17 protein-coding genes are annotated in these 15,639 nt (G+C 72.1%); 7 read left to right on the top strand and 10 right to left on the bottom strand.

The annotated features are described in order from the left end of the window. Window positions 1-278: 278 nt before the first annotated feature. A complete protein-coding gene (locus tag ACGFSH_RS07095; protein WP_393345785.1) occupies window positions 279-1,754 on the top strand; it encodes a sensor histidine kinase in 1,476 nt (491 codons plus the stop codon). 209 nt (window positions 1,755-1,963) lie between these two features. On the opposite strand, the gene ACGFSH_RS07090 is transcribed toward ACGFSH_RS07095, so the two are convergent. Beyond that, complete coding sequence (locus tag ACGFSH_RS07090) at window positions 1,964-2,221, bottom strand: WhiB family transcriptional regulator (RefSeq protein WP_016639615.1); 258 nt, start codon at window positions 2,219-2,221, stop codon at window positions 1,964-1,966. Window positions 2,222-2,541: 320 nt separating this feature from the next. Continuing rightward, on the bottom strand, window positions 2,542-3,507 hold the full coding sequence (locus ACGFSH_RS07085; protein WP_393345783.1) for a diacylglycerol/lipid kinase family protein: 966 nt from the start codon (window positions 3,505-3,507) through the stop codon (window positions 2,542-2,544). A 148-nt stretch (window positions 3,508-3,655) separates the two neighbouring features. On the opposite strand from ACGFSH_RS07085, the gene ACGFSH_RS07080 reads away from it, so the two are divergent. Next, entirely contained in the window at window positions 3,656-4,093 is a 438-nt protein-coding gene (locus ACGFSH_RS07080; RefSeq protein ID WP_393345781.1) for a hypothetical protein, read from the top strand. A 37-nt stretch (window positions 4,094-4,130) separates the two neighbouring features. On the opposite strand, the gene ACGFSH_RS07075 is transcribed toward ACGFSH_RS07080, so the two are convergent. The 3 genes from ACGFSH_RS07075 to ACGFSH_RS07065 form a co-directional block, all read right to left on the bottom strand. After that, window positions 4,131-5,267, bottom strand: coding sequence for an RNA polymerase sigma factor SigF (locus ACGFSH_RS07075; protein WP_393345779.1), 1,137 nt, complete (start codon window positions 5,265-5,267; stop codon window positions 4,131-4,133). 17 nt (window positions 5,268-5,284) lie between these two features. Beyond that, window positions 5,285-5,698 (bottom strand): anti-sigma factor, encoded by a 414-nt coding sequence (locus ACGFSH_RS07070; protein ID WP_006136266.1) that lies wholly within the window; start codon window positions 5,696-5,698, stop codon window positions 5,285-5,287. A gap of 366 nt (window positions 5,699-6,064) precedes the next feature. Then, window positions 6,065-6,325 (bottom strand): UBP-type zinc finger domain-containing protein, encoded by a 261-nt coding sequence (locus tag ACGFSH_RS07065; RefSeq protein ID WP_393345776.1) that lies wholly within the window; start codon window positions 6,323-6,325, stop codon window positions 6,065-6,067. A gap of 60 nt (window positions 6,326-6,385) precedes the next feature. Here ACGFSH_RS07065 and ACGFSH_RS07060 point away from each other — a divergent pair, with 60 nt between their 5' ends. Continuing rightward, window positions 6,386-7,984 (top strand): Na+/H+ antiporter, encoded by a 1,599-nt coding sequence (locus ACGFSH_RS07060; RefSeq protein ID WP_393345774.1) that lies wholly within the window; start codon window positions 6,386-6,388, stop codon window positions 7,982-7,984. A 4-nt stretch (window positions 7,985-7,988) separates the two neighbouring features. On the opposite strand, the gene ACGFSH_RS07055 is transcribed toward ACGFSH_RS07060, so the two are convergent. Continuing rightward, the gene (locus ACGFSH_RS07055) at window positions 7,989-8,876 is read right to left on the bottom strand and encodes a 1-aminocyclopropane-1-carboxylate deaminase/D-cysteine desulfhydrase (RefSeq protein ID WP_393345772.1); all 888 of its coding nucleotides are present in this window, start codon (window positions 8,874-8,876) and stop codon (window positions 7,989-7,991) included. Window positions 8,877-9,051: 175 nt separating this feature from the next. Here ACGFSH_RS07055 and ACGFSH_RS07050 point away from each other — a divergent pair, with 175 nt between their 5' ends. The 3 genes from ACGFSH_RS07050 (at window position 9,052) to ACGFSH_RS07040 (ending at window position 12,134) form a co-directional block, all read left to right on the top strand. Next, the gene (locus ACGFSH_RS07050) at window positions 9,052-10,458 is read left to right on the top strand and encodes a family 2B encapsulin nanocompartment shell protein (protein WP_393345770.1); all 1,407 of its coding nucleotides are present in this window, start codon (window positions 9,052-9,054) and stop codon (window positions 10,456-10,458) included. Beyond that, window positions 10,455-11,567 (top strand): family 2 encapsulin nanocompartment cargo protein polyprenyl transferase, encoded by a 1,113-nt coding sequence (locus ACGFSH_RS07045; protein ID WP_393345768.1) that lies wholly within the window; start codon window positions 10,455-10,457, stop codon window positions 11,565-11,567. The genes ACGFSH_RS07050 and ACGFSH_RS07045 overlap by 4 nt, the downstream gene beginning before the upstream one ends. 303 nt (window positions 11,568-11,870) lie before the next feature. Beyond that, entirely contained in the window at window positions 11,871-12,134 is a 264-nt protein-coding gene (locus tag ACGFSH_RS07040) for a hypothetical protein (RefSeq protein ID WP_393345766.1), read from the top strand. Window positions 12,135-12,162: 28 nt separating this feature from the next. On the opposite strand, the gene ACGFSH_RS07035 is transcribed toward ACGFSH_RS07040, so the two are convergent. The 3 genes from ACGFSH_RS07035 to ACGFSH_RS07025 are packed head-to-tail and all read right to left on the bottom strand — an operon-like array spanning window position 12,163 to window position 13,796. Next, window positions 12,163-12,951, bottom strand: a complete 789-nt coding sequence (locus ACGFSH_RS07035; protein WP_393345764.1) for a VOC family protein — start codon at window positions 12,949-12,951, stop codon at window positions 12,163-12,165. Continuing rightward, a complete protein-coding gene (locus ACGFSH_RS07030; RefSeq protein WP_393346931.1) occupies window positions 12,948-13,361 on the bottom strand; it encodes a VOC family protein in 414 nt (137 codons plus the stop codon). The genes ACGFSH_RS07035 and ACGFSH_RS07030 overlap by 4 nt, the downstream gene beginning before the upstream one ends. A gap of 33 nt (window positions 13,362-13,394) precedes the next feature. After that, a complete protein-coding gene (locus ACGFSH_RS07025) occupies window positions 13,395-13,796 on the bottom strand; it encodes a helix-turn-helix transcriptional regulator (protein WP_329413482.1) in 402 nt (133 codons plus the stop codon). A 341-nt stretch (window positions 13,797-14,137) separates the two neighbouring features. Here ACGFSH_RS07025 and ppk2 point away from each other — a divergent pair, with 341 nt between their 5' ends. After that, window positions 14,138-15,040: a polyphosphate kinase 2 gene (ppk2, locus tag ACGFSH_RS07020; RefSeq protein ID WP_393346929.1), complete on the top strand. Its 903-nt coding sequence runs from the start codon at window positions 14,138-14,140 to the stop codon at window positions 15,038-15,040. 132 nt (window positions 15,041-15,172) lie between these two features. Here the strand turns inward: ppk2 and sodN are convergent, their stop codons facing one another. Continuing rightward, window positions 15,173-15,568 carry a superoxide dismutase, Ni gene (gene sodN, locus ACGFSH_RS07015; RefSeq protein WP_329413483.1) on the bottom strand — a complete coding sequence of 132 codons (396 nt, stop codon included), beginning with the start codon at window positions 15,566-15,568 and terminating at the stop codon, window positions 15,173-15,175. Window positions 15,569-15,639 lie beyond the last annotated feature (71 nt).

The following is a 15,639-nucleotide window of genomic DNA, read 5'->3' as shown; positions in this document are numbered from 1 at the left end:
CAGTGGTCTAGTCCACAATGGCCGGGGGTGAGCGACACAGCCGGCGACGCGGCCGGCGACACACTGAGCCTCCGTCTTCCCCGCACAGGAAGGCGGACCGAGGATCCGGGCTCTCTGCCCTGACTGCCCCGGCTCCTCACCTTCGGCCGACGGGACCGCACACCCCGCGGCCGATATTGCTCCGGGCTGCGGTGCCGGGAGGGTTGAGGGTCCCTCCCAGGCGCCGCGGCCCGCGGGTGTTTCCCGCCCCGCGCATACCCCCAGGTACGCTCGCAGGCGTGCCCTCCATGAACGAACTCGTACGCCAGCACACCGCACTCGACGACTCCGACCTCGAGTGGCTGCATCTGCTGGTCTCGGAGTGGCAGCTGCTCTCCGACCTCTCCTTCGCCGACCTGGTCCTGTGGGTCCCCACCCGCGACGGCGCCCGCTACGTCTCCGTGGCCCAGATGCGCCCCAACACCGGCCCCACCTCCTACCAGGACGACATGGTCGGCCATCTCGTGCCCCGCGGCCGCCGCCCCCTGCTGGACGCCGCCCTGGACGAGGGCCGGATCGTGCGCGAGGGCGACCCGGAGTGGCGCGAGGAGGTCCCGGTCCGGGTCGAGTCCATCCCCGTCCGGCGCGACGGCCGGGTGCTGGGCGTCATCGCCCGCAACACCAACCTGCTCACCGTGCGCACCCCGAGCCGGCTGGAGCTCACCTATCTGCAGAGCGCGTCCGACCTCGCGCAGATGATCGCGGCCGGCTCCTTCCCGTTCCCCAACCAGCAGATGGACATGGACGCGGCCCCACGCGTCGGCGACGGCCTGATCCGCGTCGACGCCGACGGGGTCGTCCAGTACGCCTCCCCGAACGCGCTGTCCGCCTTCCACCGCATGGGCCTGGCCTCCGACCTGGTCGGCCAGCACCTCGGCCTGACCACCGCCGAACTGGCCCCGACGCGCGGCCCGGTGGACGAGGCGCTCGCCAAGGTCGCCAGCGGCTGGGCGCCCCGCGAGTTCGAGATCGAGGCCCGCGACGGGGTCATCCAGTTCCGCACGATCCCGCTCAAGCCGAAGGGCACCCGCATCGGCGCCCTCGTGCTGCTGCGCGACGTGACCGAACTGCGCCGCCGCGAACGCGAGTTGATCACCAAGGACGCGACCATCCGGGAGATCCACCACCGGGTGAAGAACAACCTCCAGACGGTGGCGGCCCTGTTGCGGCTCCAGGCCCGGCGCATCGAGTCCGAGCGCGGCCGCGAGGCCCTCGAAGAGGCGGTCCGCCGGGTCGGCTCGATCGCCATCGTGCACGAGACGCTCTCCCAGAACCTGGACGAGCGCGTGGAGTTCGACGAGATCGCCGACCGTGTGCTGGCGATGGTCGCCGAGATCTCGCCGGGCAAGGTCGCCGGCCGGCGCAGCGGGCGCTTCGGCATCCTGGACGCCGAGGTCGCCACCCCGCTGTCGATGGTCCTCACCGAGATCCTCCAGAACGCCCTGGAGCACGGCTTCGGCGAGGGCGAGACCGGGACGGTCGAGGTCTCGGCCGTCCGCGGCGGCACCAGCAAGGAGGCCCGTCTGCTGGTCACCGTCCAGGACGACGGCGTCGGCCTGCCCGCCGGCTTCGACCCGCACACCTCCGGCAACCTCGGTCTGCAGATCGTACGGACACTGGTGGAGGGCGAGTTGAGCGGGACCTTCGACATGGTCCCGGCCCCGGAGCGCGGAACCCAGGTGATCCTGGACATCCCGGTGCGCGCGCAGAAGTAGCCCGCGGGGCGGCGCCGCAGGCGCGGCGCACAGCAAGAAGCCCCGGACCGTTCAGGGGTCCGGGGCTCGAATGCTCGTTGCCAGCTTGTGCTGCGCATCGGGGGTACTGCGCGCTGCGGCTCGGGGGCGGGAGAAGCGTACTCGCTGCCGACGAGGTGATGTCGGCAGGCACACGCGCCGCCAAGCTCAGGCTTGCGGGGCGGGTGTCGTCAGGCGGAGGCCTGACGGGCCCGGTTGCGGGCGGCGCGGCGCTTCATCGCGCGACGCTCGTCCTCGCTGAGGCCACCCCAGACGCCGGAGTCCTGGCCGGACTCGAGCGCCCACTGCAGACACTGCTCCATAACCGGGCAGCGACGGCAGACGGCCTTGGCTTCCTCGATCTGCAGCAGCGCAGGACCGGTGTTGCCGATGGGGAAGAAGAGCTCGGGGTCTTCCTCGCGGCAAACGGCGTTGTGACGCCAGTCCATGGCTGCTACCTCTCCTTGGTATTACATGCGGGGTGCTTGTGAATGTGAACGCTTTCACGAATCCCCCAACAGATGAAGGGCCACCAGCCGGGTTTCCCTGGCGTGGTCCTGGAGTTCGTTGAGGGGTTCCGGTGATCAGTGGATGCCGGTGTTGCGGGCTGTCCCGATCGCCACGTAGAGACTCGCAAACCTCAGCGGCGGATACAACCCCTTCCGGAAAGTTTTTTTTGATTCCTCGGTGTCGACTAGGTCACAGCCGTACTTCCATGGGGTGGATCCTGGCCTAAACGTTCGAGTGAAAGGACTTCAGCCCTTTCTGCTCACACAATCACACGCAGTGCACGGCGTACGCCTGTGAACGTCACGCTGGTTCGCAGGCCCAGGTGGTCACCGTCCATCTGGAGGGGCAGCGGGACCTTCGAATGCAAGGTGAACCGGTCCAGGTCGTGCAGCGAGACGGCATGCTTGCCGTGCGGTCCCCGCTCGGGGGACGAAGTGAGCAACTGGGTGCCATATCGGGCAACCGAGGCGGTCGACAGACGGCTGAGACCGAGTACGTCGAGCCCGGTATCGAACGAGGCCTTAGGCGACGCGTACACCGGGCGATTGCCCAGATAGGTCCACGGAGCCGTGTTGCAGACTATGGACAGCACCAAATCGGTCACCGGGTCGGCGTCCGGCCGTTCCAGGGTGATGGTTCCGTGCCGGCGCTGTGATTCGCCCAACAACTGACGCACCGCCTGGCGGATATAGAGAGCGTGCGTGGATTTCCTGCCGCGCTCGCGCTGCTGCTCCACCCGGCCCACCACTCCGGCGTCGAAACCGAGGCCGGCGTTGAAGGTGAACCAGCGCGACGGCACCGCCTCGTCCTCCGTGCCGGGCGTGCCCGCCGCGAGCCCGAGGCCGACGGTGCGCTCGCGGCCCTCGCGCAGCGCGTCCAGCAGGGCGCCCGTGGCCTCCACCGGATGGTTGGGCAGATCCAGGGCGCGCGCGAAGACGTTGGTGGAGCCGCCCGGGACCACGGCGAGACCCGGCAGCGCCGGATCGGGCCCGGCGTGCAGCAGACCGTTGACGACCTCGTTCACCGTGCCGTCGCCGCCCAGGGCCACCACCAGGTCGACATTGCCGCTCTCCGCGGCCTGCCGGCCCAGATCGCGCGCGTGCCCGCGGTACTCGGTGGTGACCGCCTCCAGCTTCATCTCGCTCGCGAGGGCGTGGATGAGGACGTCGCGCGTGCGGGCACTGGTGGTGGTTGCCGCCGGATTGACCACGAGAAGTGCACGCATGAGTTGCAGCGTACCTACTGGGTGGTACCGGGCACAGGCCGAGGTGGGGATCGGGTAAGAGATCACGGGGTGAGCCTCGACACGAGGCGCGGCGTGCGCCGAGCCCGCGGTCCGCGGCCGGTCCGGGGGTGCGGGCTACCCTTCAGGGGTGAGCAGTGAGCAGACCCCCGCCGCCCCCGAAACCGCAGCGTCCCGCCCGCGCCGGGTGACGTATGCCGCCGCCCTGTGCGCGCTGGAGGGGCTGGCGCTCGTCGCGGGCGGGGTGTGGATGCTCGTCCTCGGCCTCACCGGCGACCCGGACGACCGTCAGCAGGCCGTCACCGGCGCAATCACCCTGATGGTGCTGGCGCTGCTGCCCCTGCTCGCCGCCCGCGGGCTGATGGCCCTGCGCGGCTGGAGCCGGGGGCCCGCCGTCATCACCCAGGTCATGGCGGTGCCGGTCGCCTACAACCTGCTCCAGGCCGACAGCATGGCCATCCCGGCCGGCATCGCCCTGATGGCCGTGGCCGTCGCCGCGCTGGTGCTGCTGGTCAACCGGGAGACGACCAGGGCCCTCGGGATCCGGGGACCCGGCCGCACACCGTAACGGCCCGCGCGGCCCGCCGCTCCGCTCCTGCGTCCCTCTACTCCTCGACGAGGAGCTTCTCCCGCAGCTGCGCGAGCGTGCGCGCCAGCAGCCGGGAGACGTGCATCTGCGAGATGCCGACCTCCTGCGCGATCTGCGACTGGGTCATGTTGCCGAAGAACCTCAGCAGCAGGATCCGCTTCTCGCGGGGCGGGAGGTCCTCCAGCAGCGGCTTGAGGGACTCCCGGTACTCGACGCCCTCCAGCGCCTCGTCCTCCGCGCCGAGCGTGTCGGCCACCGCCGGCGACTCGTCGTCGGTGTCCGGGACGTCCAGGGACAGCGTGGAGTACGCGTTGGCGGACTCCAGGCCCTCCAGGACCTCCTCCTCCGAGATGGCCAGCTTCTCGGCGAGCTCGTGGACCGTGGGGGAGCGGCCGTGCTGCTGCGACAGCTCGGCCGTCGCCGTCGTCAGCGCCAGCCGCAGCTCCTGGAGCCTGCGCGGCACCCGCACCGCCCAGCCCTTGTCCCGGAAGTGCCGCTTGATCTCGCCGACCACCGTCGGGGTCGCGTACGTGGAGAACTCCACGCCGCGCTCCGGGTCGAAGCGGTCGACGGACTTGATGAGACCGATCGTGGCGACCTGGGTCAGGTCGTCCAGCGGCTCGCCGCGGTTGCGGAACCGGCGCGCGAGATGCTCGACCAGCGGCAGATGCATGCGGACCAGCTGGTTGCGCATCTCCGCGTACTCGGGGCTGCCGTCCTGCAGCTTGCGCAGTTCCACGAACATCGCCCGCGCCCCGCTGCGGTCGGCCGGCACATGCGCCTGGGGCGCCGGCGCGGACGCGGGCGGCGTGGGCGCCGATACCGGTGCCGGTGGTTCGTGCTGTGTGCCCGGCGCGCTGTGTTCGCCGTCTCGCTCGTGCTCGCTCATCGTCCCGCCCGTCGCCCTGTGTCGAGCCCTCGCCTCTGCCCGGCCGGGGGGCGAGCCCCCCGTCCGCCTCTCCCGGGGCGAGTCCTGCACGGCCGCGTCCGGCCGACCCGCCTGCGCGGAGGCCGGGTCGTCCTCCGGATGCGGCCGGGCCTGCTCGGGAATGCCGTCGATGCCGTCGGCCATGCGTCGGGAACCGTCCGGAGGCAGTGGCGTCCCGGCGTCGCCGGCCGGCAGCCCCCGTGTGCCGCGCTCTTCGTCCCGCACCGGCCCGTCCCCGTTCCTCACGCCGGCCCGGGTCCCGCGCCGCGTTGTTTGTAGAGGCTGATCGACACGGTCCTGTCCTCGTCGACTGCGGAGGACACCTTGCCCGCCAGGGCGGACAGGACGGTCCAGGCGAAGGTGTCACGCGAGGGGGCGTGACCGTCCGTGGTCGGGGCCGAGACGGTGACCTCGAGCGAGTCGTCGACGAGACGGAACACGCAACTGAGCACCGAGCCGGGCACGGCCTGCTGGAGCAGGATCGCGCAGGCCTCGTCCACCGCGATGCGCAGGTCCTCGATCTCGTCCAGGGTGAAGTCCAAACGGGCCGCGAGGCCGGCCGTGGCCGTCCGCAGCACCGACAGGTAGGCACCCGCAGCCGGCAGCCGGACTTCCACGAAGTCCTGGGTCGCGGGCTCGCCTGCGATCTGGGACACCCTCACCTCCAAGGTGGTACAAGCTTTTCGGGGCCGGGGGTCGCCCCCCGGGTAACGCGTGTGTGGTGCAGCGGTGACGCTATCGCGCTCTCACGGCTCCTGTCCCCGGACCCCAACCCCCTGGCGTCACTCACAGTAAAGCTGTGAACACGCTCCGTGTCTAGAGGTCTGCGGACCCAAATGGGAAGAGGGCGCGCCGGGTTGACGTACCCAGGCGTCAGATGGTCGAACCGTACCCGCCGGACGGCCGGGGCGTCTCATGGGTTCAACGCCCGCACCGCCCCGAAAGTTCGCACCGGGCCGCGCCGCCCGCGGCGGGAGACCGGAAACAGGCCGCCCACGGGACCCGCGACCTGCCGGGACGCCTCACACGAGGACGTGGTCGACGAAGCACCAGCGCCAGTTCTCACCGGGTTCGAACGTCCGCATCACCGGGTGGCCGGAGTCCTTGTGGTGCGCGGTGGCGTGCCGGTTCGGCGAGGAGTCGCAGCAGCCGACATGGCCGCACGTCAGGCACAGTCGCAGTTGCACCGGGTGGGTGCCGTCCCTCAGGCACTCCGGACATGTCTCGCCCAGCGGGACGGGCTCGGGGTCGGGCAGCGCGTCGGCGTGGGTGCACTGTTTCATGATTGCCAGATTACGACGGGCGTGCGGACGACCGCGCGGAAAAAGAGGGCGGGCCGGGACATGGACGTGATGCCACTGCTGTTGCTGGTGGCCGGCAGTGCGGCGATCGCCGCGGCGGCCCGGCGCACCCCGGTGCCCGCGCCGCTGCTGCTGGTGGCGGTCGGCCTGGCCGTCTCCTACGTGCCCGGCGTGCCGGACTACACCCTGGACCCCGACGTCGTGCTGCCCCTGCTGCTGCCGCCGCTGCTGTACACCTCGGCCAGCGACAGCTCCTATCTCGACCTGCGCGCCCAGCTGCGGCCGGTGGCGCTGCTGTCCGTCGGCTACGTGCTCTTCGCGACCGTCGCCGTCGGCTGGGCCGCCTACCTCCTCGTCCCCGGGCTGCCGCTGACGGCCGCCCTGGTGCTGGGCGCGGTGGTCGCGCCGCCGGACGCGGTCGCGGCCACCGCCGTGGCCCGCCGGGTCGGCCTGCCCTCCCGGATCACCACCATCCTCCAGGGCGAGTCGCTGCTCAACGACGCCACCGCGATCACCGCCTACAAGGTGGCCCTCGCGGTCGTCGTCGGCGAAGGCGCCTCCTGGGCCGGCGGCATCGAGGAGTTCCTGGTGGCGGCGGTCGGCGGGACCGCCGTCGGCCTGATCCTCATGGCCCCCCTGCACTGGCTGCGCACCCACCTGAGGGAACCCCTCCTTCAGAACACACTCTCCCTGCTGATCCCCTTCGTCGCGTACGCGGCCGCCGAGCAGTTCCACGCCTCCGGCGTCATCGCCGTGGTCGTCGTCGCCCTCTACCTCGGCCACCGCGCGTGGGAGGTCGACTTCGCCACCCGGCTCCAGGAGGAGGCGGTGTGGAAGATGGTCGCCTTCGTGCTGGAATCCGCCGTCTTCGCGCTGATCGGTCTCCAGCTCCCGGTCGTCCTCAAGGGACTCGGCGCCTACGAGGGCCCGGAGGCCGCCTGGTACGCCGTCGTGCTGTTCCTCGTGGTCGTCGCGGCCCGCTTCCTGTGGGTGTACCCGGCGACCTTCCTGCCACGGCTCGTGTCCTCCCGCATCCGCGCGCGGGAGGAGAACCCCACCTGGCGGGGGCCCGTCGTCATCGCCTGGGCCGGCATGCGGGGCGTGGTCTCGCTCGCCATCGCCTTCTCCATCCCGCTCACCGTGGACGACGGCGACGCGCCCTTCCCGCACCGCAACCTCATCCTCTTCCTCACCTTCACCACCGTCATCGGCACCCTCGTGCTCCAGGGCCTGACCCTGCCCCCGCTGATCCGGCTGCTCAAGTTCCCCGACGCGGACCCCCAGGCCGCGACGCTCGCCGAGGCCAACGCCCAGGCGCAGGCCTCCAGGGTCGCCGAACAACGCCTCGACGACCTGCTCTCCGACGAGCGCAACGCCCTCCCCCCGCCCCTCGCCGACCGGCTCCGCGACGTCCTGGAGCGCCGCCGCAACGCCGTCTGGGAACGCCTGGGCCAGGTCAACCCGGTCACCGGCGAGACCGTCGACGACACCTACCGGCGGCTGTCGCGCGAGATGATCAGCGCCGAGCGCGAGATGTTCGTCCGCCTGCGCGACGGCCGCTACATCGACGACGAGATGCTGCGCACCCTGCTGCGCAGGCTGGACCTGGAGGAGGCGGCGGCCTACCGGGAGGCGACCTGAGGCCTCACCCGGAGAAGGGCGCGCCCGTCACCACCGCGGCCAGGCGGGTCCCGCGCGGGAAGGCGCCCTCCTCGGCCAGGACGGCGAGAGCGAAGAGCGACTTGGCGACATAGAGACGTTCGACGGCCACGCCGTGCCGGCGCTCGAAGTCCGCCGCGAAGTCCTCCAGCTCCGGGGTGACCCGCGCGTACCCCCCGAAGTGGAACCGCTCGTCGAGCCGCCACTCGCCCCGGCGGCCACCGAACGCCTCCTCCTGGAGAGCGAGTATCGCCGCCCCCAGGAATCCCCCCTTGAGCACCGGTATCCCCAGAGCCCGCTGGCCGGGCGCGAGACCGGCGGCCAGCCCCGCGAGCGTGCCGCCGGTGCCGCAGGCCAGCGCGACCACGTCGGCCCGCCCGCGCAGCTCCTCCCCGAGCGCCCGGCAGCCGCGCACCGCCGCCGCGTTGCTGCCCCCCTCGGGCACGACGTACGCGCCCTCGGCGCCCGCCGCGCCCAGGATCTCCCGCAGCGCCTGCGCCTCGCCCTTGCGCCGGTAGAGCGAGCGGTCCACGAAGCGCAGCCGCATGCCGTCGGCGGCGCAGCGGGCCAGCGAGGGGTTCAGGGGCCGCCCGGCCAGCTCGTCGCCGCGTACCACGCCCACCGTCGGCAGCCCCAGCAGACGGCCCGCCGCGGCCGTGGCCCGCAGATGGTTGGAGTAGGCGCCGCCGAACGTCACCAGCGTCCGCCCGGCCGCCCGCTCCAGATTGGGGACGAGCTTGCGCCACTTGTTGCCGATCAGCTCCGGATGGATCAGGTCGTCCCGCTTGAGCAGCAGCCGTACGCCGTGCCGGGCGAACCGGTCGTCGGCGACCTCCTGGAGCGGGGAGGGCAGGCTCGGGCGCAGGTCGGTCACCTGCCCATTGTCGAACACCGTTCGGCGCGGGACGCGCCGCTTCCCTGGCCCGCGATGATCCATTCCCGCTCTTTCGTGTAATACCACGAGCACGCAACGTGATGAAAGGCTGGCCGCGTGAACAGTGCACCGGCGCAGTTCGGCGCCCGTGCATGAATCGGGAGGGCAATTTCTCATGTCGGTAGGCGAAGAGGTCCGCTCGGAGTCGGGCAAGCCGCAGCAGAGTCTCGGCACCGCGGCCGCGCGGAACCTGGCCACCACGACCAAGTCCGCACCGCAGATGCAGGAGATCAGCTCCCGCTGGCTGCTGCGGAATCTGCCCTGGGTCGATGTGCAGGGCGGCACGTACCGGGTCAACAGGCGTCTGACGTACGCGGTCGGCGACGGCCGCATCACGTTCGTCAAGACCGGCGACCGGGTCGAGGTCATCCCGGCCGAACTGGGCGAACTGCCCGCGCTGCGCTCCTACGAGGACGAGGAGGTGCTCGGGGAGCTGTCCCAGCGCTGCCGGCAGCGGGAGTTCGGTCCCGGCGAGGTCATCGCCTCCTTCGGCAGCCAGACCGACGAGGTCTACCTGCTGGCGCACGGCCGCGTGGAGAAGGTCGGAACCGGCCCCTACGGCGACGACCAGGTGCTCGGAGTCCTCGCCGACGGCGCCTACTTCGGCGACCAGGCGCTGCTCGACGCGGACGCCATCTGGGAGTACACCGCCCGCGCGGACACGGCCTGCACGGTGCTGATCCTGGCCCGCCAGGACGTCGAGCAGGTCGCCGAGCGCGCCGACTCCCTGCGCGAACACCTCCAGCAACTGCGCACGATCCCCGAGCAGCGCACCAACAAGTACGGCGAGAAGGAGGTCGACCTCGCGGCCGGCCACGCCGGCGAGCCGGACATCCCGCACACGTTCGTCGACTACGACGCCAGGCCCCGCGAGTACGAGCTGAGCATCGCCCAGACCGTCCTGCGCATCCACTCGCGCGTCGCCGACCTCTACAACCAGCCCATGAACCAGACCGAGCAGCAGTTGCGGCTGACGGTCGAGGCGCTCAAGGAGCGCCAGGAGCACGAGCTGGTCAACAACCGGGAGTTCGGTCTCCTGCACAACTGCGAGTACGACCAGCGGCTCCAGCCGCACGACGGCGTGCCCAGTCCGGACGACCTGGACGAGCTGCTCAGCAGGCGGCGCGGCACCAAGATGCTCCTCGCCCACCCGCGCGCCATCTCCGCGATCGGCCGCGAGCTCAACAAGCGCGGCCTCGTGCCCGAGACGATCGACGTCGGCGGCAACCGCATCCCCACCTGGCGCGGGGTGCCGATCTACCCCTGCAACAAGATCCCCGTCTCCGAGGCGCGGACCAGCTCCATCATCGCGCTGCGCCTCGGCGAACAGGACCAGGGCGTCATCGGCCTGCGCCAGTCGGGCATCCCGGACGAGATCGAGCCGAGCCTGTCCGTGCGGTTCATGGGCATCAACGAACAGGCCATCATCAAGTATCTGGTCACGGCCTACTACTCGGCCGCCGTCCTGGTGCCGGACGCGCTGGGCGTCCTGGAGAACGTCGAGATCGGCCGCTGGCGGTGACCTCCGCCGTCAGGCGGCAGCGGGGCGGAACGCGGGAAAGGCGGACGTCCGTCGGCGACCGGGGCGAGGGCCACGCGGGGACGGCCGACGGGCACGAGGCGGCGGCGCTCCTGGAGCGGTCCAGGGCGTCCGTCGACCCGGCGCTGCGGGCGGCGCTCGACTCGCTGCCCGCCTCGATGCGCCGGGTCGCGCTCTACCACTTCGGCTGGGAACACGCGGACGGCACCCCGGCCGCGGACAACGCCGGCAAGGCGATCCGGCCGGCGCTGGTGCTCGCCGCGGCCGCGGCGCTCGGCGGCCCGCAGGCCCGTGCGGCGGCGGTGCCGGCCGCCGCCGCGGTCGAACTGGTCCACAACTTCACGCTGCTCCACGACGACGTGATGGACCGGGACAGCACCCGACGCCACCGCCCCACCGCGTGGACCGTGTTCGGCGACGCCGACGCGATCCTCGCCGGGGACGCCCTCCAGGCCCTCGCCCTCGGCCTGCTCGCCGCGGATCCGCACCCCGCCTCCCGGCCGGCCGCGGCCAGGCTCGCGGCGTGCGTGGTCGAACTGTGCGCCGGCCAGCAGGCGGACACCTCCATGGAGAGACGCGGCCCCGCCGGCGTCACCCTCGACGAGGTGCTCGTCATGGCCGAGGCCAAGACGGGCGCGCTGCTCGGCTGCGCCTGCGCGGTCGGCGCGCTGTACGCGGGAGCGGCCGAACGGGACGTCGAAGCGCTGGACGCGTTCGGCCGGGAGGCCGGGCTCGCCTTCCAGCTCATCGACGACGTCATCGGGATATGGGGGGATCCGCGGCACACCGGCAAACCGGCCGGCGCGGATCTCGCCGCCCGCAAGAAGTCCCTGCCGGTGGTCGCCGCCCTGACCTCGGCCACCCCGGCGGCCGGCGAACTCGCCGCGCTGTACGCGGCGCCCTACGACCCGGCCGACCTGGACCGCACGACGCTGGCCGTCGAGCGGGCGGGCGGCCGCGCGTGGGCGCAGGAGCAGGCGGCCGACCGGATGGCCCGCGCCATGCAGGAGCTGGCCCGTGCGGTGCCGGACCCCGAGTCGGCGGGCGGCCTGCTCTGTCTGGCCGAGTTCGTCACCCGCCGCACCACATAGGCCCACCCGCCCGCGGCCCGTTCAGGGGTGCGGCGGGCAGGTGGGTGGTGCCCCGGCCCGCCCCACCCGTGGCGCTCGGCCGACCGGGGCATCGGCGGGTCCATGCGTCTGCCCAGGCCGCCTGCCCAGGCCACCTGTCCTGGCCTGCCAGGGCAGGCGGCCGTCCCGGAGTCGGCCGACGGCGGCCGTTGGGCACCGGCCCCCCAGCGGGCTTTGGTCCTGCCGGGGGAGGGGGCCGTGCGGTGGGAGGCCGGTGGCGTACGACCGGGAGCGGTTCGGCTGGGGTCGCCCTACTCTGAGGACATGGACAGGGAACAACGCGTCTGTTCCGCCTGCGGGGAGCCCGTGCAGTCCGTCGTCCGGCGGCACAAGACGCTGGGCGCGTGGGTGCCGCGCTGGGCGGCGGGACCGTGCCACAACCCCGACTGCGAGGCGTACGTGGAGGCGGGCCCCCAGCCCCACCTCGCCGCGCCCGGCGACGACAGCGGTCCGGGACATCCGGCCGGCCCCGAGCGCTCCGCCACGTCGGAAGAGGGGCCCGGCGCTCCCGCCGCCCGGTCCTCGTGACCGCGCGCCGCGGGCCGCGAGGGGCAGGTCAGGAACCCGTCCGGGGCAGTCCGCCGGTCTGCGCGTCGCGGCCGGTCAGGCAGTACAGGCCGCCCGCCGGGTCGCGCAGCACCGTCCAGTGCGGGTGACGGGCCACCAGCCGCGCGCCCAGCCGTTCGTGGCGTGCGCGCACCGCGTCCACGTCCGCGCCGCAGGCGAGGTCGAGATGGGCGGAGACCTGACCCGCGCCCGCACCGCCGGCGCCGTCACCGCCGGCCGGCTCGTCGTCGAGCCGCTGGAGCAGGATGCGGATCGGCAGTCCGGCGGGCTGCTCGACCACATGGAACTCGGGCCGGGATCCCGCCCGGGCCGGCCAGTCGGGCAGCAGCGCGGTCCAGAAGGCTGTTTCGGCTTCGAACGCCGACGGCGGCACGTCCAGGCACACCTGGTCGACGCGGCTGCCGGCCACCACAGGGGGCCGTACGGCCTCCCCGAGCCACGGCACCGCGCAGAACGCGTGCCCGGCCGGGGAACGCAGCACGGCCCAGCCGTCGTGCAGGGCGACCGGCTCCGCGCCGAGCGCGCGGGCCTCCTCGACGAAACCGGGCACGTCCTCGACGGCGAAGTCGAGATGCGCGCCGCCGTCGCCGTCCGCGACGCCCTGGAGTTTCACGCAGGCGTCCGCGCCGTCCGGCAGCAGGGTGACGAACTCCTCCCGCTCGCCCCGGAACGCGGACAGCCGGGTGTCCGTTACCGCCGTCCAGAACGCGCCGGCCCGGTCGAGGTGCGCGGCGGGCCGGTCCACGAAGGCGTAGGTCCAGCGGACCGGTCGGCTCATGCCCTGCGCTCCAGGAACCGCAGCATGTTCCCGGCCGGGTCCCGGAACGCGCAGTCGCGCACCCCGTAGGGCTGGTCCGTCGGCTCCTGGAGCACCTCGACGCCGGCCTCCCGCACGCGCGCGTGCAGCGCGTCGCAGTCGGCGGTGGTGAAGATGACGCCGCGCAGCACGCCCTTGGCGAGCAGCCGGGCCATCGCCTCCCGGTCGGCAGGGGAGAAGTCCGGGTTGGCGCCCGGCGGCTCCAGCACGATGTCGACGTCGGGCTGGAGCGGCGAGCCCACGGTCACCCACCGCATGCCCTCGTAGGAGACGTCGTTGCGGACTTGGAGACCGAGCACCTCGACGTAGAAGTGCAGGGCCTTGTCGTGGTCGTCGACGGCGACGAAGCACTGGTGGAGTCTGAGGTCCATGGGTTCAGCCGTGAGTTCAGCCATGCCCCCAGCCTAGGCGGGGCGGCTCCGCCGGGGGCGGGTGAAGGTCCTGGCCACGCAGGGCGTGATCACCGCGCTCTCGTCGTGCGAGCGGGCCCGGTACGCGCTCGGGGTCTCGCCGACCAGCTCGGTGAACCGGGAGCTGAACGAGCCGAGCGAGGTGCAGCCGACCGCCATGCAGACCTCCGTCACGCTCAGGTCGCCGCGCCGCAGCAGGACCTTGGCGCGCTCGACGCGGCGGGTCATCAGATAGGCGTAGGGCGTCTCGCCGTAGGCCTCGCGGAAGCTGCGCTGGAAGTGGCCGGGGGACATGAGCGCCGTGGCGGCGAGCGCGGCGACGTCCAGCGGCTCGGCGTACTCGCGGTCCATCCGGTCCCGCGCCTGCCGCAGCCTCACCAGGTCCTCCCGATTCATCACGCCAGGATCGCACGGTCCTCGTCCGCCGGGCCCGCGGCGGGCATCCTCGGCGCAGGTCCGGGAAGTCGGTGGGCAGAGGTGCGCGGGCGTGGCGCGGGGCGCATGGTGATCGCAGGACGGGGCACCCTGCTCGCGGCGGCGGCCCCGGTCCTCCCGCGGTCCCCCGCCCGACGCCCAGGACAGCCCTGACGTCCGGGACGGCCCCGACGCCCACACCCGAGAAGCGCCCCGACACCCAAGACAGGCCCGGCGTCCGCGACATGACGGACGCCTGAGACGACGGACGCCGAGACATGACCGACACGCGAGCGGACATCCGAGACCGGGAGGCGGACGCCATGACCACACGGCCCCTGCTGTCCGACGACGCCGACCTGCGGGTCGACTACACCGACCAGGACGACCCCGTGCTGATCAGGGCGGACGGAAGCCCGGTCGACACGTGGCGGGAGAACTACCCGTACGCCGAGCGCATGGAGCGCAAGGAGTACGACTGCCACAAGCGGCTCCAGCAGATCGAGCTGCTGAAGCTCCAGAGCTGGATCAAGGAGACGGGACGCCGCCTCGTCATCCTCTTCGAGGGCCGGGACGCGGCCGGCAAGGGCGGCACCATCAAGCGGTTCACCGAGCACCTCAACCCGCGAGGCGCGAGGGTCGTGGCCCTGGAGAAGCCCACCGAGCGCGAGCGCGGGCAGTGGTACTTCCAGCGGTACGTCGAACAGCTGCCGACGGCGGGCGAGATCGTGCTCTTCGACCGGTCCTGGTACAACAGGGCCGGCGTCGAACGCGTCATGGGCTTCTGCACGGACGACGAGTACCAGCGCTTCGCCCGTCAGGCCCCGATGTTCGAGCGGATGCTCGTGGACGACGGCGTCGACCTGGTGAAGTTCTGGTTCTCGGTGTCGCAGAGCGAGCAGCGCACCCGTTTCACGATCCGCCGGATCGACCCCGTACGGCAGTGGAAGCTCAGCCCGATGGACCTCGCCTCGCTGGAGCGCTGGGACGACTACACCGCCGCCAAGGTCGCCATGTTCCGCGAGACGGACACCGCGTACGCGCCCTGGACGGTGGTCAAGAGCAACGACAAGAAACGGGCGCGGGTCGAGGCCATGCGCAGCGTGCTCGCCCGGTTCGACTACGACGACAAGGACGAGGAGGTCGTCGGCACCCCCGACCCGCGCATAGTCGGCGCTGCGGCCGGGCTGCTGGAGGTGGGCGAGGGCGACGAGGACGCCGTCTGAGCGGCGCCGCCCACGGCATGGCGAAGGGGCCCGGTCGGATGCCGACCGGGCCCCTTCGCGCAAGGCGCGACGCGCGTTCCCCGCGACCCGCGATGGTGCACCGACCGCAGGTCCTGGACGGGTACCTGCGGGTCAGGCCTTCTTGGTCTCCCAGAAGATGTCGCTGATCTGGCCGATCAGCTCCAGGGCCTTCTCGCCCGTCTTCGGGTCCGTCGAGGCCTTGGCGGCCGACAGAGCCTTCAGGGCGTCGTTGACGAGCTGGTGCAGCTGGGGGTACTTCTCGAAGTGCGGAGGCTTGAAGTAGTCGCTCCACAGCACGGAGACGTGGTGCTTCGCCAGCTCGGCACGCTGCTCCTTGATGACGGTGGCGCGCGCCTGGAAGTGCGGGTCGTCGTTGGCGGCCATCTTCTCCTGCACGGCCTTCACCGACTCCGCCTCGATGCGGGCCTGGGCCGGGTCGTACACGCCGCAGGGCAGGTCGCAGTGTGCGCTGACCTTGACCGTGGGGGCAAACAGGCGGGAAAGCATGGAGCGTTCCTTCCTCGTGATCGTCTTCTCAGGTGGGACATTACTCCCTGGGGGAGGGCTTTTGGCGGGTG

This window comes from Streptomyces sp. NPDC048481 (assembly GCF_043200075.1).
Taxonomy (GTDB): domain Bacteria; phylum Actinomycetota; class Actinomycetes; order Streptomycetales; family Streptomycetaceae; genus Streptomyces.
The sequence above is the reverse complement of the archived record's forward strand: the minus strand, read 5'-3'. Positions and strand labels throughout refer to the sequence as shown.